We start from the raw sequence: 24,273 nt of genomic DNA, 5'->3' as shown, positions 1-24,273 counted from the left end.
ACATCTAAATGCTATTAGGCATAATTCTAAATGATGGTAGCAGAGAGTACATCGTTTTTCAGAAAAATCCTTGATAAGTGGATAGAAGATGATGGTATCACGAATAGTGCAGCTCTTTCTTTCCATGCAATAATAGGCCTGCCTGCTCTTCTTCTCTTTGCTCTGTTCATAGGTAGTATCTTCCTGAAACAACAGATTATCGAGGCTGCCATAATTACGGACGTATCCTTATTTGCAGATGATTTTGTAATAAAAGCGTTAAATTCTCTCTTTACTCAGCTTTCTGTAAATACATCTTTTAATTTAAGTATTATCATAAGTTTCTTTATTTATATATGGAGTGCTGGCAATATTTTTCATCAGCTCCAGAAAATGATCAATAAAATGTGGGGTACAAAGCCATCCAGCAGAAGCTGGCTCCATCAGCTTGTACTCAACAGGTTTTCAGCCTTTGTTGCAGCCTTTGTCTTTGGACTGCTTGTTCCGATAAGCACTTTATTTGAAGTTGTATTCTTCGTTATATCTGACAACTTGCAAGTAGTATTTTCAATTCCCACAGTTCTTGTTGAGCTTACAAGCTTTGGAATTAATTTCCTCACTCTGATTGCACTTTTTATGTATATATTCAGGGTGCTTCCTGAAGCCACACCTGATCTAAAGCATGCATTTATAGGTGCTTTACTGACTGTTATTCTACTTACGATGGGAAAATATATCATAGGTGTCTATCTATTTTACAGCAACATTACAACAGTATATGGTACAATAGGTTCCATACTTGTTGTTTTTATGTGGATATACATGTCTTCCATCATCGTTACTTTCATGGCAGAATTTATGGGTGTATATTCAGAATCAGTGTGATTGGGCTCGTATGTTATATATTATATATATATCCAATAATATATCCTCATACATATGTGCTTGTGTATCCACATTATGTGCTATCTTAGCTGGCTTGGTACGATTGTTTGCCTTTATGGTAATGATTGCAGTTTTCTGGTTACTTCTATGTTTGTCGCTTAAAGATCTATTTATTTCAAATCCTCAATTATGCTATTTTATGATAAATCATATTTGTATTATCTGTATGTTTTTGTAATGATATCCCATGTATGAATAATACATATATCTAATATTCAGTATGAATGTGTAATTGGATATGGGTTTATGAATTGGGAGCAGGTCGACTGGAAAAAACTTCTTATTTCAATTGCAATATGTCAGTTTACGGGTATATTGGGCGGATTATTTACTTATAGTGCTATTCCTTCATGGTATGTTTCACTTACAAAACCATCTTTTGTCCCACCGAACTGGAGCTTTTCAATTGTATGGCCTTTGCTTAATCTTTTAATGGGTATTGCACTCTATATTATCTGGAAAAAAGGCTTGCATTCTTCGGGAATCAAAACTGCATTATCGGCATTTACTGGCCAATTACTTCTAAATTTTCTCTGGTCACTTTTTGTTTTTTGGACTGCAATCTCCTTTGCTGGGTATTATTGAAATAGTATTTTTGTGGCTGGCTATTGCGTTGACAATTGTATTATTTTACAGAATATCAAGGATTGCAGGTTTTCTTCTTGTGCCATATCTTTTATGGGTATCCTTCGCATTCTGGCTCAATTATTCAATATGGGTATTGAATTCCTGAATAACATATGGTTTCTTTCTATACAGGGTATGCCTTCTTATGATGTTTAATCATACATGTAATATTTGTATGATTTTTACTGACGAGTTTAAAGCATATTTATGCAGACATAGTTTACTATGAATCAGATGATGAGTAAATCCCAAATTATCTCAACAAAGAATTCTGGGGGTGCGATAGTTGCTCCGCAGGTAAATGAGGGTCAGCATTTTTGAAATGCTGTTCCTCTTTTGTCCTTACAGTATCTCTCTAAGGCCATTAGCTGCAGTATAGACGCTTCCGATACCACCAATAAAATTTGCAATACGTACTGTTTCCATGATTTCCTCTTTTGTTGCACCTGCTTCCATTGCCTGCATCGCAAGAACTTTTACACCATCTTCTGCACCGTGGTCTGCATCAAGTGCCAGGGCTATGAGGAATTTGTACTTCATTGGTATGCTACCTTCAGAAAGTGCGTTCTCGCGTACTCCTTCTATAATATTGAAAAATTGACTGTCTTTTTCCTGTATGATATTCAGTGGGTGTCCTTCCATGTTCTCATCTCCTTTCTTCTCAGATAACTAATATTCTGAATCTGATACTGTTATATAATAATGTGGTTGTATGATATTTTATTGTTTACATTTGTTTTTTTATTATTTCTTCTGTTCCGGTTTCAAAAACCTTAAATATGACCTTGGTCATTTATGACTGCGGTCATATTTGGTCTATATCAGTATGTATCACAAACGAGGTAGCATGTCCCTGCGAGAAAAAAAGAAACAGGATACAAGAAATCGTATATTTGAAGTATCCGGCAAATTGTTCAAGGATAAAGGCTTTGAAAATACCACAGTTGATGAGATCACTAAAGAAGCTGGTATAGCTAAAGGTACTTTTTTTAATTATTTTCCTACTAAAGAGTCACTTTTGTGTTATTTCAAAGAGCATAAAGAAGCGTTTATCTTCAGCATAATGGAAAATCAAATGTCTTTAAATGCTCCTGTAAAAGAGAAAATAAAGAATTTCCTTGTTCTGGTTGCAGAGTACTATGAAAAGGACAAGGAGCTTCTGAAATTGTTATTCTTTGAGCACAAACGATTAATTATGAGCTCTGATCAGCAGTCAACCGAGAAAAAACAAAGACATCAAAGGCAAGAGCGTTTTATCAATATGCTCTCTGTTTTTCTCAGGGAAGGTGTGGATAAGGGAGAAATTAAGAAGGGAATAGACCTGAAAATAGCATCAGAATCCTTGAATGCCATTTATTTTCACTCACTTATTATATGGCTCCATTCTGATACGGACTCCTCCTTTTCTAGGGATATGTCAGCAAAGATCGATATAATATTCGAAGGCATCGGTGTATGAAAAATGTATGCAATTGCAGTTGAGAATCTAGTTAAGAAATTCGGTGATTTTACCGCCGTGAACAACCTCTCGTTCGAAATAAAGCGTGGGGAGGTATTTGGTCTTCTTGGTCCAAACGGAGCTGGGAAGACCACAACCATGTCCATGCTTTCAACCATGCTAAAACCAACATCTGGAAAAGCATCTGTCAATGGATTTGATATCCGGACAAATGAAGATGATGTACGCAAATCTATAGGCATAGTCTTCCAGGACCAGAGTCTGGATGAGGAACTTACGGCCTACGAGAACATGGATTTTCATGGAAGGCTCTATCGTATTCCCAAGGACACAAGGCAAAAAAAGATAGCAGAACTCCTGAAACTGGTGGAACTGGATGATAAAAAGGACAATCTGGTGAAAACATATTCCGGTGGTATGAGGCGCCGTCTGGAGATTGCAAGGGGTTTGTTGCATGAGCCGAAAGTACTGTTCCTGGACGAACCCACTCTTGGACTTGATCCGCAGACAAGAAATCACCTGTGGGATTACATAGCGAAACTGAATCAGGAAAAAGGCATTACAATAATCCTCACCACACATTATATGGAAGAAGCAGACAAACTCTGCCAAAGGATAGCTATAATAGACAAAGGTGAGATAATAGCCCTGGATACATCTGAAAAACTTAAAAATGATATTGGTGGTGATGTTATTACTATCGTTTCTTCAGGACGGGATAACCTGTATTCGGCTATCGAATCCCTGCCTGCTATTAAGAATATCGAACTTCATGATTCATCCATCACAATTGGCTTGCAAAATGCAGAAAAGCACGTTGCACAAATCGTCAACATAGCATCTGAAAATGGTATTCCTATTGATTCTCTGTCAATTCATAAACCAACTCTTGAAGATGTATTCCTGCACTTCACAGGAAGGACCATCAGGGAAGAGGAAGCCAGTACCAAAGACAAGATGCGTATGATGCTAAAGGCAAGGAGGTGATTGGGTGGATATAGTTTACACTATCTGGTTAAGGAATGTAAAGAGGTATCTCCGGTCAAAAAGCAGGATGGTAGGTAGCCTCGGTATGCCACTATTCCTTCTGTTAGTCCTTGGATTTGGCCTGAATTCCGTAGTTGCCATTCCGGGTATGGAGCAGGGATATATTGGCTTCATAATGCCTGGGATCATTTCCATGAGCGTTCTTTTCACTTCTGTGTTTGCAGGAATACAGGTAATATGGGACAAACAATTCGGTTTTCTGAAAGAAACGCTGGTAGCTCCGGTATCAAGACTTGAAATAATGCTTGGACAAACCTTAGGAGGCGCTACTACTGCTGTTATACAGGGATTCATAATACTGGTCCTTTCATTATTCCTGGGTCTTGACATAAGCAGTATTTCTGGATTTGGCATAGCTGTTATCTTCATGCTGCTCATTGGGGTTTCCTTTACAGCTTTCGGTATTGCTATAGCTTCAAGAATGGATGATATGCACGGTTTCCAGCTTATAATGAACTTTGTCATCTTCCCGATATTCGGATTGTCCGGTGCATTATTCCCTATCGACAGCCTGCCGGCAGGAGTTCGGTTCCTTACACTACTGGACCCTCTTACGTATGGGGTTGAAGGCATCAGGTATGGTCTTCTTGGCAGTTCCCAGATAGACCCTGGAATAAGCTTTGCAGTCCTGTCAGGATTCACAGTTCTGATGGTGGTGGTAGGCTCCTATCTGTTCAGAAAAATAAGTGTCTGATAATAAACATTAATCTCCACTGTAAACCAACGGTTGTTATACCATTAATATATAAATTTGCAGAAAAAAGTAGGATATTTTGTATACTGGCTATATCATCTGTTTTCCTTCTTTTTTCTGCGTGTTCTGTTTCTTTATTCTCTTAGTTAGAATTAGTAGCAATATGCATAAAGTTTACACCGCTTACTCCATTGTCAGTGCCAACTAGTACATCTCCATCGTTACTACTTTCGGAATGTTCGGTTGTGTTATTTCATTTAAGATCTAATCTGTGTGGAGTTACTTTCCTGTTTAAGTTGGGGGAAAATTTTATAACTGTAGGACTGCATTATTTTTTTGATAGTAGTAACTTGATAAGAATCATGACTTTTGTGGTATTCTGGTTATACTTATATAAACTAATATCACAAAATTTGATTAATTGAATTGTTGGAAGTTAACCGATGAAAAAAATACTATTGCTCAATTTTAGTAAAAAAAAGGATTACAGTCTCAAATCTAAACTTGAAGAAATGGGCTATTCAGTATCTTCATTATCAATATCTGACATTATAAGTCCTTCCAATATATCTGTTAAAAAAACAGACATTATTTTCTATTCATATGATGGGATGGAATTTGATAATTTCTCTAACTCTGTTTTAAATTCATTGAATGTTGCTCATTTTGTTTTTGTAGTAAACAAATGTAGTATGGCCCTATTCCGTAATGTGTCTCAATTCGCCAATTCCTGGTATCTCAAGGAGCCATTTGAAAAGAGTGAACTTGATTTTACGATACGTATGGTATCTTCTATCTCGTCAATGAAAATTAACAAGGATGAACAGAAGATGTTTAGCAGTTCAGTAAATGATAGTGCTTTTTTCGAAAACACAGATTTTTCCATACCGTATACTGGCAGAATAGATTATGATCATTCCACTAAAGAAATCTATGAAACAGATGCTTTGCTTGCTATTCAAAGAAAAGTACTGGATATAACTTACAATCATGCTCCTACTTTGATACTGATATTCGATCAAAGTCTTAGGGTGGAGAAAATCAACAGGATATGTGTCAAAACATTAGGGCAAAAATCTGCAGATAATCTTGGTTTTGCAGTGGGAGATGTTTTCTCATGTGTCAACTCATATAAAGGCGAAGGTTGCGGCACGAATGATAAATGTACGACATGCTCTGCCCTCAATATTGTTGCTGAGACATTCATAACAGGTGTTGACTGCCATAAGGTTGCAGGAAGTATGAATATCCTTGACAATGGCATTGTTTCAAGCCATGATTTCCTGATTTCAACTGCATACGTAGGTTTAGCGGATGACAAAAAAGTAATTTTATATCTTGATGATATCACCGAAAGCAAAAAAGCTGAAAGAACCTTAAAAGAAAATGAAGAGCGTATTCAAAGTCTATATGATAACATGCCCGGTGGGACAATAATCATCGGGAAGGACTATGTGATAGAGGATGTGAACCAACGGACCTGTGAAATCACCGGATACAAAAAAGAGGAACTTGTGGGGCAGTTATGCGATATCATATGTCCGAAAGGCTCATTGTCAAAAAAATGCCCTATATGGGTGGATGGTCTTGATGGGTTCCAGGGTATGGATACTGCAGTCAAATGCAAGAATGGTAGTAAGACCCCCATTCTGAAGAATACCAAGAAGATATTCATAGAAGGAAACCAGTACATTCTGGAAAACTTCCAGGATATATCTGAAAGAAAAGAATCTGAAGAAGCTATTCTTAATGCAAAGATAACTGCTGAAGAGGCGAACAGGACTAAAAGCGAGTTCCTTGCAACCATGAGCCATGAACTTCGTACACCCCTCAATGCTGTAATTGGTTATTCTGATCTTTTACTTGAAGATACCTTTGGTGAGCCTAATGCACAACAACGAAGATCCCTTGAACATATCTCAAATAGTGGGAAGCATCTATTGAACTTGATAAATGATATTCTTGATATCTCAAAGGTTGAATCAGGAAAAATGGAGTTGAATTATGAGGAATTCCGTATAAAGGATATTTTTGCTAATGTCCTGAATATTGTCTCTCCACTCGCAAGAAAAAAGAACATAGAAGTTGAGATTTCTATTGCTTCTGAGAATTTATCATTGAATGCTGACAGGATTCGTTTTAAACAAATATTGTTTAATCTTGCCAGTAATGCAGTGAAATTTACTCCCGAAGGCGGGCATGTTATGTTGGAGGCTCATGAAAAGGATGGTAAGGGTGTATTCTCTGTATCAGATACCGGAATCGGTATTTCATCTGAGAACATTGGTAAGCTATTCCTCCCTTTCCAGCAAATAGATTCAACAATTTCGAGGATGCACAATGGTACTGGTCTTGGATTATCGCTTGTAAAAAAATTCATAGAGATGCATGGTGGGGATATATCAGTTGAGAGTGAAACTGATAAAGGAAGTCAATTCACTTTCATAATTCCTCTTGATGTGGCAACACATTGATTCCCTATTCATTGTATGTACTGGTTGCTAATTGAGTCAATATCAGTCATTGAGATAATTGCATATAATGATATAGTTCATTTACTGGAAAGATAAAAAGAATCTGCTTATTCTGCTTGAACTATAGAAATTCACAGGTATTAAATATATCATTTCAAGTCAGAAGTTCCTTGTCGAAGTTTTCGATAAGACCATTCATTTTATGGTACCATTGGTCAATTGTCTTTTTAATCATATCTTTGACCACAACAGGTTCAATAGCTACGTATTCATAGTAGTATCCGCCAATGGAAATTGATTTTGTTTCCCTGTATACAAGACCTGCAGAAATAAGATTTTGTAATGAACGATACGCTGTACTGCGTTCGCGTCCGAGTATCTCCCCCAGTTTTTCTGCTGTCATAGCACCGTGCTCAAGCAGTGTTTTATAGGCATTGATGTCAAGTTCTTTCAGGCCAAGAACACATTTTGCCATATCTTCACATTTACAATCTGCTCTCAGCATTTCAGGTATAGAACTCGCCATGTTTTTTCCTCACAATTTATAGAATACGTTTTGAAGGCTTTGTTGTGGAATTTGCGCAAAACCGACTAAGCTTTGCGTCAATTATATATATAGTTTGCCAGAATTTTCCATTCCTTGACAATAATACCTGAAGATGAACGTTCCAGTCTTCCGCTGGATACGGATGAGATACTATACCATCCAGATATGATACGTGCAAATGAGTGGATACTTTCTGAATATGAACCTCCTGCAAGGGATTTTTGTATATTTGTTCCATGTGCAAAGAAAAAACCCTATCATGAAAGTCCTTCCCATAAGATATTTGATAAGGTGATTTTTGGAGTGCTTGATGCTGAGCAGGTGCATGTTGTGGTTTTTGGGACATGTGGAATAACTCCCCGGGAACTTGATACTGAATATCCTTTTATGGATTACCAGTTCATGCTTGGTAAATGCAATGTAGCAAAAGTAAAGCGTGACTTCATTAAGATGGAAAGTCAGAGGCTCTCAGAGTATCTTGAAAAAACCCGGGACAACTATAAGCATCGTATTGCATATTGCATAGGTGACTTCCGAAAAGCTATGGAATTAGCAGTTGAAATGTCGGGCATTGAGGTAACAATAGTTCCAAAAGAAGAAACCATCAAATCACAAATTCAACCTAGCAAGAAATTTGTTTATGGAAGTCTTAATCAAGCCAGCTACCTTCAGGATTTTTCAGATGCAATTGTGTCGTGGGTGGGAAAATATATGCAAGCATCTGTTCTGGATGATGATAATAAATTGGATGATAACACCAATGACAATGATTGGTACCTATTTTAAAGAATGATAGAAAAGAAAGGTTAGTGGCTTATAGTGCCACTACTTAATCAAGGTATGGGGACTGTGCAAGCACAGACATGCCGTTGTCTGAAATATTAAGTACGCGGACTTCGTTTATTGTACCTGATCCTCGCATCTTCATAATGAAGATTGAGCGCTGAAGGTTATTTCCGGCAATAATGCGATCCAGTTTGATGACTGAGTCTGCACCATATTCTACCATTTCATCAAGTCCAAACATTGCTCCTACTGTTATAACAGATGTAACATCATGTTTGCGGAACACACCGAAAACATCGTCTATGAGTGTCCTTAATTTATAATTTGATTCAATGGCAAGGAATAGAGCTTCAACTGAGTCAATAAAGATACGTGTTGGCTGCAGATCCTCAATTTTGCTTTCAACTAGTTTCTTGAAGCTTTTGATAAGTTCTGATGGAGCAATTTCAACACTTTTCTGAAGGCGTAGGCTTGGATCTGTGATGTCAACAAAGGTTAACAGACCTTTTTCTACATATTCTTCAAGGTTCCAGTCGAAGGAAGTTTTCATTTCCCTTACAATAGACTTTGACTCTTCTGAAGTAATGATACACATTACTTTTTCACCATTTTTTGCTCCCTCTGCAATGAACTGCGTTCCAAATATCGTTTTACCTGTACCAGATTTTCCTGACACGACATTTGCAGTTCCTTTGAAGAATCCTCCACGCAACATCTCATCCAGTCCGGGTATTCCGGAATTCACTCTCTCTGATGGGTCGGCATCTCTCATATTAAACCACCTGTAAACGTCTTAAATTTAAATTGTATTCCCAAACTTCTTGTTCATACAACTATTATATTTAGTTTCAATAAAAAGTATACGATGCTTATTATTTGTACTTTTTCGAATACTGTTTATTATGTTATTCTAATATAAAAAATCACGTATTTAATTTATTCGCTTCAATTGTTTACTTTATCCAAGAGCTAAAAAGCAATTGGGCGTGAACTATTTGTATTATTGTAACCAAATTCAACTTATAAAAAAGATACAGGATGCTGTTTGTTCTATTCACGGGAGATAATTATGACATCAAGAACTGATTTAAACAGGGAAAAAAAAGAACTGCTGGAAGGAGTTATTTCTGGAAAAATATCTTTTCACAAGCTTGACAGTCTGACTGATAAGAAAACCGCTGTCATGATACGAAGATATGCTCTTGAAGAAAGCTCTGAATTTAAATTTGATCATATACAGAATTTTTCAATAGATGTAGTTGATGCAAGCAAACGAAATATAGAGAATATGATAGGTGTGATCCAGATTCCTCTTGGTATCGCTGGTCCCCTCAAAGTGAATGGTGAATTTGCAGATGCTACATTCCAATTACCATTGGCAACCACAGAAGGTGCTCTTGTTGCCAGTGTGAACCGGGGTTCTTCTGTCATCACAAAATCAGGCGGTGCAAATGCCCGTATATTTCAGGATGTCATGACAAGGGCTCCGGTATTCAGGCTCGAAAATGTAATCAGGGCAAAGGAATTTACAGATTGGTTACAGGATCCTGATGTTCTCTTTAGAATGAAGTCCAAGGCATCTGAAACCACACGTTTCGGTGAGCTGGTGGACGTCAAGGCATTTGTTACAGGTAATACAGTGTATGTACGTTTTTCCTATGATACCAAAGATGCCATGGGGATGAATATGGTGACTATAGCCACAGATGCTGTCCTGAGCCTTATAGAAGATGAATTTGGTGCTATTCCGGTATCTCTTTCCGGTAATATGTGTACTGATAAAAAGCCTGCAGCAATAAATAACATTCTTGGAAGGGGCAAAACGACTGTGGTAGATGTGACAATACCCGCATCACTTGTAAAGGAGCGTCTCAAATGCGAACCCGAAACAATGGTAGAGGTTAATTATCGTAAGAACCTGCTTGGTTCCGCAAGGGCAGGTTCTATGGGGTATAATGCGCATGCTGCAAACGTAATAGCTGCAATGTATATTGCCTGCGGTCAGGACCCTGCTCATGTTGTAGAAGGTAGTAGTGCCATAACCACTATGGAGCTGACTCAGTATGGGGATCTCTATTGTTCTGTCACTCTTCCTTCTATGGCTATTGGTACAGTGGGCGGTGGCACAAACCTGGGAACACAGCGTGACTGTCTAAGGATGCTGGGTGTAAGTGGCTCAGGTACTCCTCCAGGTTCCAATTCGAAAAAACTTGCCGAGATAATCGCTTCAGCCGTACTTGCAGGCGAGATATCACTGATAGGTGCACAGGCAGCAGGGCATCTCGCAAGAGCTCACGCAGAACTTGGAAGGTAATCTCTGAAAAGTAGGTACAAAGGGAGTGAATTCCTTTGCGCTTATCCTTTTTTTATTTTTTCCTGTCAAGGAAGTAGGCAACTGCAAAAAATGTAATTGCTGTGACAGTAAGTATGATCCAGCCAGATATTTGATTTTTGTTAAAGTCGGATGTATTTGTATTCGTCATACCTATGCCAGTGTTATCAGCTGTGCTTGCAAATACCTGCTCTGTTCCAACGACATTGATCGTTGAATCAAAGGACACTGAAGGTAGATTATTGCCCTGAGTGTCTTTTATAACAATATCCGATATCGTAAGTTCACAGGGTCCATAATCAGATTTTGCTATAAGGTTTATTGTACAAAAAACACCTTATTCTGTGATGCTATTTCCCTTTACTACTGAACTGGAAATCCTCGAAACAGTGCCTGATGATTTATTAATACTTCCGGGGTTGAACATTATTGCTGAGTCAGCACTTGCAAAAAAGTTATCTTCCTCAATGTTGATTACGGTTATAAGTTCATTGTCATAGGTCAGATTGAACTGTACGCCAGCAATAGGTGTATCGGGGTTGATATCAATTTCCAGCGTGAATTCTTCGCCAGGTGAAACTGTTTGTGAGGAAGGGGTTATGTTCATACGTGTGGAGGCTGTCGCTAATCCTGCCAGATATACTATACAAAACATGATAAATGCTGTGCGTGCCACAATTTTAAATGTCTGTTTACGCATGAAGATTTCTCGGATTTACCCAAGTTTGACCTGAGCTTTTTTCAGCAACTCAGAACACTCATCCATTTTAGCCGCAGCCATCTTTATGTCTTCAGCTATTTCCTTGTAACCTGCAGTTTCTATCTTTACTGCCCACTCGCTAAAACTTGTGCTGTGACTATCGTTGTGTTCTATCCAGTGTCCAATGAGATGTTCAAGTTTTGGTTTATCAAGTTCCATTTTAGTTCTACTCCACATAGCTCGTTAAATAATTACTTCAGATCTCACGCGGATCGGTAATCTCCCCGGTGAGGGCAGAAGCAGCTGCGGTTGCAGGAGATGCAAGATATATTAGCCCGCCTGTCCCCATTCTTCCTTTGAAGTTACGGTTTGCAGTTGAAATGCATGTTTCGCCTTTGCCTATGACTCCCATATGTCCGCCAAGACATGGTCCACATCCTGGTGAACCTATAACCACGCCTGCATCAAGAAGGGTTTCTACTATTCCTTTCCTGACAGCTTCAATAAGAACACTGCGTGATGCTGGCACTACAATTGTCCTGATAGCTACTTTTTCTCCATTGAGGATAGATGCAGCAAGTTCCAGATCTTCCAGTCTGCCGTTGGTACAAGTGCCTATGAATGCCTGATCAAGTTTTGTAGGTTTGATGTCAGATATGTCATGTACATTGTCTACCTGATGAGGGGAGGCTATCTGAGGTTCAAGTTCGCTAGCATCAAAGTTGTATTCTTTTGAATAGACTGCATCTTCATCGGCATATACAGGCTCGTATTCTTCTGCAGCAATACCTTCAAGGAAATCAAAAGTGGTCTTGTCCGGTGGAACAATACCGGCTTTTGCTCCCATCTCAATTGCCATATTACTAAGGGTCATTCTACCTGACATAGATAGGGAATCTATCGTGCTTCCATAGAATTCTGCAGCTTTGTATGTTGCACCGGCAACTCCAAGGGTGCTTATTATCTTGAGAATAAGGTCTTTTGCATACACTCCCTCTTTAAAATTTCCATTTGTTGTGATTTTGATACTTTCGGGGACCTTAAACCAGAGTTTTCCGGAGGCAAATATTTCTGCCATGTCAGTGGCACCGACTCCTGTACCCAATGCTCCGAATGCTCCGTAAGTGCAGGAATGTGAATCTGCTCCAACGATAAGCTTTCCAGGTAGTGCAAATCCATTCTCAGGAAGCAGTTGGTGACAGATGCCTTCACCTACATCATAGAAATTTTTGATTCCCTGTTTTTGGATCCATCCGCGGATATCATGTTGTAGTACTGCTGTAGTATCAGTATTTGCAGGTGTCAGGTGATCGAATGGTATTACTATTCTATCAGGATTCCATACTTTTTCTTCTTCCATTTCTCTGAAAGCTTTTACAGCAAGGACACTTGTGCCATCATGTGCCATGGCAAAATCAATATCAGCTATTACAAAATCATTTGCCTTCGCTTTTTTCCCCGCTGCGCGGCTAAATATTTTTTCGCTTATAGTACTCAAAAGATTAACTCCATTAGTGTGACTGAGAATTGGGATTGTACAATATTCCGTTCCAACTTAAAATCTTCGATAGAAGCAATCAACAGTTGTAATTGATACTTATACGGAAATATAATACTCCCTGTAAAAAATAGTTTTTGCTGCATGTGGCAGCAAAAATAAAAGAACAGAACTAAGCAAGTCTCTTAAGTTTTTCAATATTACTGAACACATAACTGCTTTCCAGCAGGATTCTTTGTTCAATGCTTTGTACAATCTCATCAAGTGGTGTTGTCAGTCTGTATAGCTTAACTGGTCGGCCTTTTCCTTTTGTTTTCTTTTCTTCTCTGATTTCCACCCAGTTACTGTCGTTAAGATATCTCATTGCAATGCTGACTTCAGGTTGCCTGAGATTGGAGTTCTTTTCTATCTCGCGGGAAGTTATCTCGTCCCCGCATGAGAGGCATGCAAGCGTCAGGGCTACTGGTCTATTCATATTTAGTTTCCTCAGTAACTCTACTATTTCATACTCTTTTTCATTCATGCCGCTAGGTTTTTTCTCTCTCATATAAAATCACCCGGTAATTTATACAATATGTTTCGTTTTGTTTGGGGTTCATGTCTTTATGATGAATAACCCAAAAGACGTTTCATCCATTGATTGCTATGGATTTAATCCCGTTTAATAATCCTGGTATCTTTTTGTAGTATTTCAATATTATATGTATTTATTATATATTAATATTTTTTATATTAGAATAGCAAGTCCATAACATCTATTTTCAATGATATATTACTCACTAGATTTATATATTTACTAATTAACGTTTCTGAGATTAATTACTAGCAAACATAAAAAGGCTCTAAATTTAAGAATAATGGCATAGAATTAGTTAGATTTTAATAAGGGATATTTGTGGATGCAAGATAAATAACAAAACTTCATCTAAAATGGTTAGTATTTTGTAAAACAGTTCGAATTAGTTAATGTGGGTCCGATGAGATTCGTAACTCTGATGACGCTTCGGAAGCGCGAATCAAAGTGCATCGCTACGCTCAGCACCACAATGCCAACAAGAAAAACATAGTTAATCAATCAAAACCAACATCAGAAAACATAAATATAATTGGTGGGCCCGATGAGATTCGAACTCATGGCCTCACGGTTATCAGCCGTGCGCTCCACCGAGCTAAGCTACGGGCCCACAATGCGTGTCTTTCGCATGATGCTCTTCATCACGCGACACTCCAAATACGCATACAGGTACTTTAATATTTCGCTTGAAATGACTTTTTAAGCATAATTTATTCAATATGTATATTTCCTTCACAGGTTTGCAGCGATAGGTTTATGTTTGATAATGTGATGTATGTTTTGATATTCTGGGCTGGTAGATCAGGGGAAGATCGCTACCTTGGCATGGTAGAGGCCTCGGGTTCAATTCCCGACCAGTCCATAAAATTATAAAAACTAGTCTTATTATTTTTATTCTGTATGGTTGTTGGTGTTTCCTGTTCGAAGAAACGTCTTGCTGCGGCATGTCATACATGTATGACTTGTTGTGTTAATACTCATGATTTAATGTTACATAACCTATTTTTTGCTCTTTCAGGCTAGCAATAGTATCACTAGTGAGTGTTCCTGTCCCGCAGTTAAATATCTTTATCCTGCACAAATTCATTGTAGCAAGCCGGCAAGTTCTAGAAGAGATATAGATTATTCATTATTTTCCTTTTATTCAAGCTTCTCACCCAACAGGAACACAGTATTTACTGATAATAATTCTTTATATATTTTTAGTATAATAAAAAAATTGAATCAAAAAATGACACTGCTTAAAATCATACATTTATTATATTAAAACAACATTCCCGCGTAAAAGGGGTGTGATTCTGTTTTTAAACCACCAACTCCTACACTAACCACCACACTCCCACATAAGATCATACATCTTTGGTGGTTAATTTTTAGTTTTTAAATGTTTTTAGTTTGATATTTTCTATAGAGCCAAAATTATTGTTCAGTAACACTGTTAAGATATAGTTTATATGTTGGCAGCAATATATCTTTATATGGTGGTTGGCACTGGGATGGTGCTTCATAAAACACCGACAAATGTCGGTGTTTCTCCTTTTAATTTCAGAAACTTATTACACTCATAGGTTGGTGTGAAAATGCTTGATTTTAACGATATCTACTTGCTAGAAGAAGACATTAAAACAGTAGTTAGAAGAATGGAATCCGAAAATCAAGTGAGTAGTGAATATGCATTAATGCAGTCTGCTCAAAATGCAGGAGAGATAAATAATCACATGTTTCTGATGTCTCCCTTGTTGTTATCTCACTCTGTAATACATAGCTCGGATTCATTCTAGAATGGTGTAAAACAAACTATTAGCACCTGTTAAAATCTATTAAATTGATAGGTACTATTATTAAGCATTTATAAATCATTAATAATTGGGCTCTGTAGAAATCCTCCAAATTCAAACAATAATGCAGTCAATAAAACTTCTGTATGTTGTTCTGAATGGTGATTATTTTTGTTGAATTTTAGCTATACATAGTGATTTCAATATGTTTTCTACAGAGCCAATAATTGTTAAATAAGCGGACACGTTTTTCCATTTATTTTATTCTACATCCCTCATGCTCAGTAGTTTCCTGTCTTCTCCTTCATCGTCAATTGCAATATCTCAGACAACATTGCCTCATATTTCCCTATCTAATAAAGTGACTGATGGTCTGGGATGAGAGAATATTGCGAACATAACTTATCAGTAGGCTTAAGAACATTGCTGCACCCTGGAGATTTAAGAAGGGTTACATGACGTTTATCTTCGATCGTTAGTCTATGCTTCTCATAGATGCGGTCATAGATACATGATATCGATGCTAAATTTTTTGAAGACTGCCGACTATTTTGAGTAATTTAACAACAAATACAAAAATTTATATGCATTGATGAATCAAACAAACAAGTTCTCAAAATAATTTCGTATCTTTTTCTAGATGTATTAATATTTCAATTATGAATGTGTATTAATAAAACGTGATGGTGATTATATGAAGAAAATATTGTTCCTGATTTTGTTATGTTCTCTGCTTGTTAGCGGATGTACTGACTCTTCCGATAACTCTCAAACAGTTGAAACCGGAGATTATGTTTCTGTTAATTATACTGGTAGTCTGGAGGATGGATCTGTGTTTGATACTTCTATTGAGGAAGTTGCAGTTGCTGAAAATGTTTACAATCCTTATCGATCTTATGGACCACTGTCTTTTATAGCAGGGGCAGGGCAAATGATCAAAGGATTTGATGATGCTGTAATTGGGATGGAGGTTGGTGAAAATAAAACCGTAACTATTCCTCCAGAGGAAGCTTATGGTGCTTATTGTCCTGAACTTTTGATACCGCTACCAGTTGAGGACTTCCAGTCTGCCAATGTAACGCCTGTAATTGGACAAAAAGTAACTTACCAGAATCAACTAGGAACTATTGTCAATATTTCTGACAAAAATGTAACAGTTGATTGTAATCATAATCTGGCAGGTGAAATCCTGATATTTAAAATAGAGCTTGTTTCAATAGAAAAAGCCTAATTCATGTGGTTTGTATATGGAAAAAGAAGAAAAGATCGTAGTAATCCTACTTTGCATGGTTTTGCTATCTCTTGCAATAGCATATGCCACATTTTGTTCAGATGAAACTACTGGTATCTCGGAAGGATTTAGTTCTTCTTCGTTACCTGGTGAAAATGTACGGTTTGAAGGGGATGTTCTATCAAAACGTATGACTTACACGGGTGATCATCTTTTGATGGATGTTGACTATGGTTCTGGAGTTGTTAAGGTCTTTGTACCTTCTGGTAATGGTGCAAAAGACGTAGACTCAAAGATAAGTGCAAATGATCATGTGTTAGTTATTGGTACTGTGGATGAGTTTGAGGGTGAACTCGAAGTAGTGATTCAGAGCAGCGATGGAATCACTCTTTTGCAATAATGTATTCGCAAAAAGTAGTTAGTCGCTAGAGATATATGCAAAAAGTTACTACATAGTAAAATATGAAAGCCTGTATTATGTGTGGTGGTGAAGGTACAAGGCTACGTCCTTTGACGTTTGCCAGGCCAAAACCAAGCATTCCTATTTTAAACAAACCTTCCGTTGTACATTTAATAGAGCACCTCGCAAAAGAAGGTTTTAATGATATTGTTATCACTCTTGGCTACATGGCTGAGAAAATAGAAGAACAACTTGGGGATGGACGTATATTCGGGGTTCATATTGACTACGTCTATGAAAAGGATAGACTTGGTACGGCCGGTGGTGTAAAGAACGCTGAACAATTCCTGCGCGATGAGCCATTCATAGTACTTGGTGGGGATCATGTATTAAACCTGAATCTCAGGGAAATGCACAGGTTTCATGAAATGACAGATGCGCTTGTTACAATAGGCCTTTTATCCATTGATGATCCGCGGGAATTTGGTATTGCTGACATGGATGTCAATAACAGGATACGCCGTTTTCATGAAAAACCAGGGCCCGGTGAGATTTTCAGTAATCTTGCAAGTACTGGTATCTATGTATGTGATCCTGAAGTTTTTGACTGGATACCAGCAGACACAAAGTATGATTTTGCAAAGGATCTTTTCCCTGATATACTTGCCAAAAAGAGAAAAATAAACGGTATTCTTGCAAGGGGCAGATGGACAGATGTGGGCAGTCCGCAGGCATATCGTCAGGCTCAGCGCTGGATGCTTGAGGCTTTACCGGGAACTACGATCGAAGGGCATTTCAGGACAAAGGATGCGCGGATAAAAGGTCCTGTGGCTCTTGGTCACAATGTATCAGTAGGGTCAAATTCTGCTATTGTAGGTCCTATAGTCATTGGTGAGAATACATCTATAGGGGATAATGTACTGATTGGTCCTTATACTACAATAGGTGCAAACTGTGTGATCAATAATGATTCAAGAATTCTTTCTTCTTACATATTTAACGATGTATCTATTGGTAAAAACTCAAATGTATCCGGTTCTGTAATCGATAATGGCACAAAAGTGGGCAATAATTGCAGTCTTGAAAATGGTACTGTCATTGGTCCAAATGTTATTATTTCACATGATGTTACAGTTCATTCAAATGTAAGGATATGGCCTGAAATATCCATTGCATCTAATACAAGTGTCAAAGAAGATATTCTCAATGAATCTTATCGATGATTCATTTGTAATGTCTGCCAGTTTTGTGTAGGTTAGGGGCTATGAACAAGACCAAAAAATGGATTCTTATATCGTTACTTATAAGCCTTGTTTCCGGTTTAATTGTAATTCTTTTTACATTTGACGCAGAAACCATCAATGCCTTGATGGAAATCAGGCCTCAGTACATGTTTGCAGCCGCATGTGTGCACGCTCTTACCTATATTATATGGGGTATGAGGACACGTTCACTTTGCAAAGCTCTGGGATACAATATAACTTACCTGAAGTCGTTTGAAATTGTAACTTCAGGGACTCTTGCAGCATCTATTACTCCTTCTTCTCTGGGGGGTGAACCTCTTAGGATTCACTTGCTGCATGGTGAAAAGATGCCTCTGGGGAAGGCAACTGCAGTTGTACTTGGTGAAAGGGTTCTGGATGGAATACTTATCCTTATGATGGCACCCATTTCCATTTATATCGTGCGTGGTGTCCTGAATAACCCTATTTTTGATATTATGTTTATTTTTGCAGAAGCAGGACTCGTTTTCATACTTTTTCTTACATTGTATGCTGTGTGGAAACCAGCGCCTACAAAAAAAGTTGTATATTTTCTTGTGCAAAGGCTAGCACCTTTGCTTGGTAAAAAAACAGATGCTGCCCTTGAGAAAATCATTATGGTGGTTGACTTGGAACTTGAAAATTTCCATGAAAGTATATCTGTATTATTAAATGAGGGCAGAAAAGGTCTTGTTTTTGGGATTTTTTATACTCTTGCCTTCTGGTTTGTTGATTTTTCAATGCTATATGTAATATTGATGGGTTTGAACCAGCATCCTGATATCGCACTTGTTTTTGCTTCACAGGTAATCATAATGATCTTAATTCTTATACCTGCCACACCCGGAGGCAGTGGAGTTGCAGAATTTGCCGGAACAACTATATTCTCGTTATTTGTGTCTTCGTCTGTCCTTGGAATTGCAGTCATTGCCTGGAGGGCATTCACATTTTACATGAATATTCTGGTAGGTGGATTTGTCAGTTTCAAAATACTTAAAGATACGGATTTTATTAAGAAGTATCTGAATTGAAAAATCGGTCAAAAGTCAAGATATGGTATTATTCCTTCATTACCTGTTCTTTTAATAAAGTCATCCTTACTTGAGAATGGGGCTTTTCTTTGTATGTTGATGGCCTGTTTCTTTCCAATTCCAGGAAGTTCCTGTATGAGTTGTAAGGGTGCAGTATTTATTTTGAGGGGGTAGGGCACTCCTGTAATTGATCTGTGTCCATGTCTGGTTACTATGATATCCATGAATCTTCCAGTTGGTAGACATGCAGGGATTCCTGTTAACAATGGATACGATCCCATCTGTCTTCCAAAGGACATTTTTCTGTCGTTGATCTCACACTTGACATCCCTGAGTATTGTTCCCACGGGTACTACTTTCTGGAGCATTGGGAAATCAATATCTTTTCTTATTTTCTCTTTGTATTTGAGAAATATCTGTTTATGCTTCCTGACAAGCTCGTCATTTCCATACATTGGAGTGTCAGGGAAAGCCATTACCTGCCTTATATTAATTCTGCGAAGCAGGAGATCTGAATCAAGGACATGTTTCAGAAAATTGTAGTTCAGGTCAAATGTCTTCTTTGATTCTCCCATCAATCCATGTACGAGATTGATTCCCGGGAGCATTTCAGGCATTCCGTTGTTTCCCCGTGTCCTTCCAATTTCGTTTATTATTCTGATGGCTTCAAACACTTCATCTGGCATTGCCTTAAGGCCGTTGGCTTTTACAACGCCTGGGTCCGCACTCTCCATCCCAAGGGCTGCCACATCTCCCGGTGTATGATATTGTACAATTGTTCTGAATATTTCTTTGCAAAGGTCAGGGTATTTTGCTATTGTTCCCGGGTTAGCATTATCCATGTGCAGCACTTTTAATTGGGGTGCAATATTTCTGATACCTTTGTAGAGGGACAGGATAGCTTGTGGGTCTGGTTCTGGAATGTCTCCTCCTTTATCTTTGGCATGATAGCTCAGGATGTCTGGCTGCCTTCCAATTCTGTAAAATCTGGCACCAATTTCATATAATTCTGCCACTTCAGAAATAACATCACTTACGGGGCGATAGTCAGAACTTCCGTAGGATGGTTCTGTGCAAAAGGAACAGTGCTGGTTACGCCCGCATCCTCTATAGGTTTCCAGCTCGCACATAACATTAGGATAATCCGGGTGCTGTTTGATGATAAATGCACCTTTGATCGCCCACCTTCCAATTTCTTCTACCGTTCTGAACCGATGTTCGCAGTTTTCCGGGTTCTTTGTTTTTTCTCCAAGTACATCGTAAACAAATGCCTCGATATCCTTTCGGCTTATGCTCACATCAGCAGTATCTAAAAGGTCAGTTTCTGCTTTTTTGCCACCTTCTAAGGAAAATCCAAGTCTGATGGGTCCGCCCAGTATTTTCAGACCGCTGGAAGCATTGAATATGCTTTCTATCTCTCTCAGGTTAATTGGTGTTGAGCGCAGGTATTTTCCCGGAACTGTCATGCCTGCAACAATTATTACCAGTTGGGCGCGTTTGATAATATTTCCTATGTTTTCAGGATGACTTCTAATTGAATCAATGGTGCTGTAATGTATGTCATTCTCGGAGAATCCACTTTCTCTTAATGCACCTGCAATATATCTAATGTAAGGGGATATGTAGGGCGGCACACCAAAACAAGCTGGTTCATCCACATATCCGTCAATAATAACTGCTTTTGTATTCGGCATGTTATGTTCATCTCAATATCTACATTTTATAATATTTTATCTATCATATACACATCAGTATAATCAGTTATTGAAATTATCATATGTGGTATGTTTGTTGTATATGCGTGGCTTAGTTTTCACTGGATATGCTTATTCCATTATGGGCTATGACTAAAATATGGCTACGTTACAATATTTGCTAGGCATTGCTTTTATTCGTTCTTTTATTTTATTCTTGTGTATTTTCCAGTAACATGCCTGGGATTATGTATAAAAAAAGTTACTGTATGCTGGTTATGAATTATCTTAACCCTTTGTATGTGTGTGGCGTACATAACTTTCACATGTATGAAATGTATTGGAGTGTGTGATGATGATTAGTTCATAATAGTATGGTTCATTATGTTAGATAATTGTGCATATTGGTTATATATCTCCTTCTCTATTATTATAGTAATTTACTAGTCATGCAAATAATGAGGTTTTCTAATGAGAAGTGACAAGACTAAAAAAGGATTTGAACGTGCACCAAACCGTTCTCTTTTGAAAGCAACAGGTTTGACTGATGATGAAATGGATCAGCCATTCATAGCAGTTGTAAACTCATGGAATGAATTGATACCGGGACATATCCATCTTGATAAAGTTGCCGAAGCAGTAAAAGCTGGTATTCGTATGGCTGGCGGTGTTCCTTTTGAGTTTCACACTATTGGCATATGTGATGGTATTGCCATGGGTCATGAGGGGATGCGTTATTCACTTCCAAGTAGGGAAGCCATAGAAGATTCTATTGAGCTTGTACTTCAGGGCCACCAACTGGATGGTATGGTCATGATAACTTCGTGTGATAAAATAACTCCTGGGCACTTGATGGCATCAGGAAATCTGAATATTCCTACTATTGTGGTAACTGGTGGCCCTATGGCTCCTGGTTATGTGGATGATGAGCCAAGGGATCTCATATCTGTTTTTGAAGGTGTCGGAGAATGTCAGAATGAGGCAGTATCTGAACAGAAATTGAAGATACTGGAAGATTGTTCATGCACTGGTGCCGGTTCATGTGCAGGCATGTACACTGCAAACACTATGGCCTGTATGACTGAAGCTCTTGGTATGAGTCTGCCTGGTTGTGCTACTGCTCATGCAGTTGATGCTAAGAAGATAAGGATTGCAAAAGAATCTGGCAGGCGTATTGTTACCTTGATAAATGAGGGTATTAATCCTCGTTCAATGGTCACAATGGAATCATTTGAAAATGCTATTATGGTTGATCTCGCAATAGGTGGAAGTACGAATACAACTCTTCACCTACCTGCAATTGCACATGCATTTGGTCTGACTCTTACGCTTGATAATTTCGATCGCTTGAGTAAAACGACACCTCATCTTATTTCTCTTAAACCCGGGGGTGTGAACTATATGCTGGATTTCGAGAGGGCCGGTGGCATCCAGGCTATTATGCAGCGCATGAAGTCTATATTAAATACTGAGCAGATGACTGTCAATGGAAAAACCATTGGTGAAAATATTGATGAATTGCTTATTATCAATCCAAAAACAAATACCAGGATCATATCTACACTCGATAATCCTATTCATAAAGAGGGTGGAATTGCAATACTAAAAGGCAGTCTTGCTCCGGATGGTTCAGTTGTCAAACAGGCTGCAGTTGATCCTAAGATGCTTCAGCACAGTGGTCCTGCAAGAGTGTTCGACAGTGAAGAAGCAGCAATGGAAGCAATCCTGGCAAAGAAGATCGTTGCAGGGGATATAGTTGTTATTCGCTATGAAGGTCCAAAAGGAGGTCCGGGTATGCGTGAAATGTTGTCTCCTACATCAGCTATTGCTGGCATGGGTCTAATCGACAAAGTCGCACTGGTCACAGATGGTCGTTTCTCCGGTGGTACCAGAGGTCCATGTATAGGTCATATCTCTCCCGAAGCTCAGGAAGGCGGTCCAATTGGTCTTGTAAAAGAGGGTGATATCATTGAGATTGATATTCCTGGCAGAAAACTGGATCTTAAAGTCTCTGAAGAAGAGCTTCAAAAACGAAGGGAAACTTTTGTCCCTCTGGAAAAGAAAGTAACGGGTTACCTTGCAAGGTACAGAAGATTTGTTAGTTCTGCAAGCAAAGGTGCGATAATCGAATAATTTCAAAACAATGCAGGTCCTTAAGGATCTGCTCCTTACTTTTTTAAACATGACCGATGGTGATTTAAACCGGATTACCTGTGTATTATTTAATGGAAAGAGCAGGTATTTGTCCTATATGTGGTTCTGTCTCACATCTTAATACGTGTGCTATATGCGGGAGGCTTGTATGCAACAGGTGTTATGATCACTCAAGAAGCGTTTGCATCCAGTGCGCTTCAGGCGGTGCTTTTTTTGAGACGTCATCTGAAAGGACAGGCTTGGTCTGATCTATTTAAGCCTGTGAAGCTGTTCGATGCCGTTTTCCTGCTTTAGCACAAGCACTTCCCTTGCTACGAGTTCCTGCAATTTTCTATCGATGTCTTCCTGGCTGAACTGGCGTGATACCAGGCTTTTGATTATTTCTTTTTTTACTTTAGCCCCACGTGGCATATACATCAATATGTTAGATTCAAGTTTATCCGGTTTAGTGTCTGATCCTGAACTTGCAGAAGGCGTAACAGGTGGTGCAGCTGGTTGAGGGGGTGGGGTTTGCATTACCTGCATATTTGTGGGTTTGGTATTCATCATCGGGGGCAACTCCGAAATGGATTGGGTTGCATCTGTATTGATAGGCTGCACACCTACTGGTGGCTTTAATTCCGGCATTTCAAACCCTGACATTTCCTCTGCCTGTTCCGGTGGTTTTAGTTCCGGTATTTCAAACCCTGACATTTTCTCTGCCTGCTCCGGTGTTTTTAGTTCCGGCATTACAAACCCTGGCATTTCTTGTGCCTGCTCCGGTGTTTTTAGTTCCGGCATTACAAACCCTGGCATTTCTTGTGCCTGCTCCAGTGGCTTTAGTTCTGGCATTTCAAATCCTGGCATTTCTTGTGCCTGCTCCGGTGTTTTTAGTTCTGGCATTACAAACCCTGGTATTTCTTGTGCCTGCTCCGGTGTTTTTAGTTCCGGCATTACAAACCCTGGTATTTCTTGTGCCTGCTCCGGTGGCTTTAGTTCCGGCATTTCAAATCCTGGCATTTCTTGAGCCTGCTCCGGTGTTTTTAGTTCCGGCATTACAAACCCTGGTATTTCTTGTGCCT

25 protein-coding genes and 2 tRNA genes are annotated in these 24,273 nt (G+C 38.6%); 16 read left to right on the top strand and 11 right to left on the bottom strand.

Features of this window, described 5'->3' with window-relative positions:
* The first annotated feature begins 33 nt into the window (after positions 1–33).
* The 3 genes from QZZ23_RS10400 to QZZ23_RS10390 all read left to right on the top strand — a co-directional run bounded on the left by QZZ23_RS10400 (position 34) and on the right by QZZ23_RS10390 (position 1,657).
* Positions 34–864, top strand: coding sequence for a YihY/virulence factor BrkB family protein (locus tag QZZ23_RS10400; RefSeq protein WP_292469766.1), 831 nt, complete (start codon positions 34–36; stop codon positions 862–864).
* Between the two features lie 306 nt (positions 865–1,170).
* The gene (locus QZZ23_RS10395) at positions 1,171–1,509 is read left to right on the top strand and encodes a TspO/MBR family protein (protein WP_292469764.1); all 339 of its coding nucleotides are present in this window, start codon (positions 1,171–1,173) and stop codon (positions 1,507–1,509) included.
* Complete coding sequence (locus QZZ23_RS10390) at positions 1,469–1,657, top strand: TspO/MBR family protein (RefSeq protein ID WP_366931344.1); 189 nt, start codon at positions 1,469–1,471, stop codon at positions 1,655–1,657. The genes QZZ23_RS10395 and QZZ23_RS10390 overlap by 41 nt, the downstream gene beginning before the upstream one ends.
* 236 nt (positions 1,658–1,893) lie before the next feature.
* Here the strand turns inward: QZZ23_RS10390 and QZZ23_RS10385 are convergent, their stop codons facing one another.
* Positions 1,894–2,193: a carboxymuconolactone decarboxylase family protein gene (locus QZZ23_RS10385; RefSeq protein ID WP_292469760.1), complete on the bottom strand. Its 300-nt coding sequence runs from the start codon at positions 2,191–2,193 to the stop codon at positions 1,894–1,896.
* 205 nt (positions 2,194–2,398) lie between these two features.
* On the opposite strand from QZZ23_RS10385, the gene QZZ23_RS10380 reads away from it, so the two are divergent.
* The 4 genes from QZZ23_RS10380 to QZZ23_RS10365 all read left to right on the top strand — a co-directional run bounded on the left by QZZ23_RS10380 (position 2,399) and on the right by QZZ23_RS10365 (position 7,225).
* Positions 2,399–3,010, top strand: coding sequence for a TetR/AcrR family transcriptional regulator (locus QZZ23_RS10380; protein ID WP_292469758.1), 612 nt, complete (start codon positions 2,399–2,401; stop codon positions 3,008–3,010).
* Positions 3,011–3,013: 3 nt separating this feature from the next.
* On the top strand, positions 3,014–3,997 hold the full coding sequence (locus QZZ23_RS10375; RefSeq protein WP_292469756.1) for an ATP-binding cassette domain-containing protein: 984 nt from the start codon (positions 3,014–3,016) through the stop codon (positions 3,995–3,997).
* A 4-nt stretch (positions 3,998–4,001) separates the two neighbouring features.
* Complete coding sequence (locus tag QZZ23_RS10370) at positions 4,002–4,751, top strand: ABC transporter permease (protein ID WP_292469754.1); 750 nt, start codon at positions 4,002–4,004, stop codon at positions 4,749–4,751.
* A 443-nt stretch (positions 4,752–5,194) separates the two neighbouring features.
* Positions 5,195–7,225, top strand: a complete 2,031-nt coding sequence (locus tag QZZ23_RS10365; RefSeq protein ID WP_292469751.1) for a PAS domain-containing sensor histidine kinase — start codon at positions 5,195–5,197, stop codon at positions 7,223–7,225.
* Positions 7,226–7,379: 154 nt separating this feature from the next.
* Here QZZ23_RS10365 and QZZ23_RS10360 read toward each other — a convergent pair whose 3' ends face one another.
* Positions 7,380–7,751: a helix-turn-helix domain-containing protein gene (locus QZZ23_RS10360; protein WP_292469748.1), complete on the bottom strand. Its 372-nt coding sequence runs from the start codon at positions 7,749–7,751 to the stop codon at positions 7,380–7,382.
* A 114-nt stretch (positions 7,752–7,865) separates the two neighbouring features.
* On the opposite strand from QZZ23_RS10360, the gene QZZ23_RS10355 reads away from it, so the two are divergent.
* Positions 7,866–8,558: a DUF5591 domain-containing protein gene (locus tag QZZ23_RS10355; RefSeq protein WP_292469746.1), complete on the top strand. Its 693-nt coding sequence runs from the start codon at positions 7,866–7,868 to the stop codon at positions 8,556–8,558.
* A 43-nt stretch (positions 8,559–8,601) separates the two neighbouring features.
* Here the strand turns inward: QZZ23_RS10355 and QZZ23_RS10350 are convergent, their stop codons facing one another.
* The gene (locus QZZ23_RS10350; RefSeq protein ID WP_292469744.1) at positions 8,602–9,330 is read right to left on the bottom strand and encodes an ATPase domain-containing protein; all 729 of its coding nucleotides are present in this window, start codon (positions 9,328–9,330) and stop codon (positions 8,602–8,604) included.
* A gap of 297 nt (positions 9,331–9,627) precedes the next feature.
* Between QZZ23_RS10350 and hmgA the strand changes: the two genes are divergently transcribed.
* Positions 9,628–10,872, top strand: coding sequence for a hydroxymethylglutaryl-CoA reductase (NADPH) (gene hmgA, locus QZZ23_RS10345; protein ID WP_292469742.1), 1,245 nt, complete (start codon positions 9,628–9,630; stop codon positions 10,870–10,872).
* Positions 10,873–10,924: 52 nt separating this feature from the next.
* Here the strand turns inward: hmgA and QZZ23_RS10340 are convergent, their stop codons facing one another.
* The 6 genes from QZZ23_RS10340 to QZZ23_RS10315 form a co-directional block, all read right to left on the bottom strand.
* Complete coding sequence (locus QZZ23_RS10340; RefSeq protein WP_292469740.1) at positions 10,925–11,119, bottom strand: hypothetical protein; 195 nt, start codon at positions 11,117–11,119, stop codon at positions 10,925–10,927.
* A gap of 108 nt (positions 11,120–11,227) precedes the next feature.
* Positions 11,228–11,545, bottom strand: coding sequence for a cohesin domain-containing protein (locus QZZ23_RS10335; protein ID WP_292469737.1), 318 nt, complete (start codon positions 11,543–11,545; stop codon positions 11,228–11,230).
* Positions 11,546–11,605: 60 nt separating this feature from the next.
* The gene (locus QZZ23_RS10330) at positions 11,606–11,809 is read right to left on the bottom strand and encodes a hypothetical protein (protein ID WP_292469735.1); all 204 of its coding nucleotides are present in this window, start codon (positions 11,807–11,809) and stop codon (positions 11,606–11,608) included.
* A gap of 37 nt (positions 11,810–11,846) precedes the next feature.
* Complete coding sequence (locus tag QZZ23_RS10325; protein ID WP_292469733.1) at positions 11,847–13,088, bottom strand: 3-isopropylmalate dehydratase large subunit; 1,242 nt, start codon at positions 13,086–13,088, stop codon at positions 11,847–11,849.
* Positions 13,089–13,260: 172 nt separating this feature from the next.
* Positions 13,261–13,635, bottom strand: coding sequence for a transcriptional regulator (locus QZZ23_RS10320; RefSeq protein WP_292469731.1), 375 nt, complete (start codon positions 13,633–13,635; stop codon positions 13,261–13,263).
* A gap of 560 nt (positions 13,636–14,195) precedes the next feature.
* Positions 14,196–14,272, bottom strand: a tRNA-Ile gene (locus tag QZZ23_RS10315).
* Between the two features lie 180 nt (positions 14,273–14,452).
* Between QZZ23_RS10315 and QZZ23_RS10310 the strand changes: the two genes are divergently transcribed.
* From QZZ23_RS10310 to QZZ23_RS10290, 5 genes are all read left to right on the top strand, one after another.
* A tRNA-Ala gene (locus QZZ23_RS10310) sits at positions 14,453–14,524 on the top strand.
* Between the two features lie 1,610 nt (positions 14,525–16,134).
* Positions 16,135–16,671, top strand: a complete 537-nt coding sequence (locus QZZ23_RS10305) for a peptidylprolyl isomerase (RefSeq protein ID WP_292469729.1) — start codon at positions 16,135–16,137, stop codon at positions 16,669–16,671.
* Between the two features lie 16 nt (positions 16,672–16,687).
* Complete coding sequence (locus QZZ23_RS10300) at positions 16,688–17,071, top strand: OB-fold nucleic acid binding domain-containing protein (protein WP_292469726.1); 384 nt, start codon at positions 16,688–16,690, stop codon at positions 17,069–17,071.
* A 62-nt stretch (positions 17,072–17,133) separates the two neighbouring features.
* Entirely contained in the window at positions 17,134–18,294 is a 1,161-nt protein-coding gene (locus QZZ23_RS10295; protein ID WP_292469724.1) for an NDP-sugar synthase, read from the top strand.
* Between the two features lie 41 nt (positions 18,295–18,335).
* On the top strand, positions 18,336–19,364 hold the full coding sequence (locus QZZ23_RS10290; RefSeq protein ID WP_292469722.1) for a flippase-like domain-containing protein: 1,029 nt from the start codon (positions 18,336–18,338) through the stop codon (positions 19,362–19,364).
* An 8-nt stretch (positions 19,365–19,372) separates the two neighbouring features.
* Here the strand turns inward: QZZ23_RS10290 and QZZ23_RS10285 are convergent, their stop codons facing one another.
* Positions 19,373–21,058, bottom strand: a complete 1,686-nt coding sequence (locus tag QZZ23_RS10285) for a radical SAM protein (protein WP_292469720.1) — start codon at positions 21,056–21,058, stop codon at positions 19,373–19,375.
* Between the two features lie 471 nt (positions 21,059–21,529).
* On the opposite strand from QZZ23_RS10285, the gene ilvD reads away from it, so the two are divergent.
* Both ilvD and QZZ23_RS10275 read left to right on the top strand, forming a co-directional pair.
* Positions 21,530–23,191 (top strand): dihydroxy-acid dehydratase, encoded by a 1,662-nt coding sequence (ilvD, locus tag QZZ23_RS10280; RefSeq protein ID WP_292469717.1) that lies wholly within the window; start codon positions 21,530–21,532, stop codon positions 23,189–23,191.
* Positions 23,192–23,283: 92 nt separating this feature from the next.
* Entirely contained in the window at positions 23,284–23,460 is a 177-nt protein-coding gene (locus tag QZZ23_RS10275; RefSeq protein WP_292469715.1) for a hypothetical protein, read from the top strand.
* Position 23,461: 1 nt separating this feature from the next.
* Here the strand turns inward: QZZ23_RS10275 and QZZ23_RS10270 are convergent.
* Positions 23,462–24,273 (bottom strand): hypothetical protein (locus QZZ23_RS10270; protein ID WP_292469713.1); only part of this gene is annotated, 812 nt, incomplete at its 5' end.

Origin of the sequence: Methanolobus sp., assembly GCF_016278385.1 — an archaeon.
Classification (GTDB): Archaea; Halobacteriota; Methanosarcinia; order Methanosarcinales; family Methanosarcinaceae; genus Methanolobus.
This window is presented reverse-complemented; position numbering and strand designations above follow the sequence as displayed.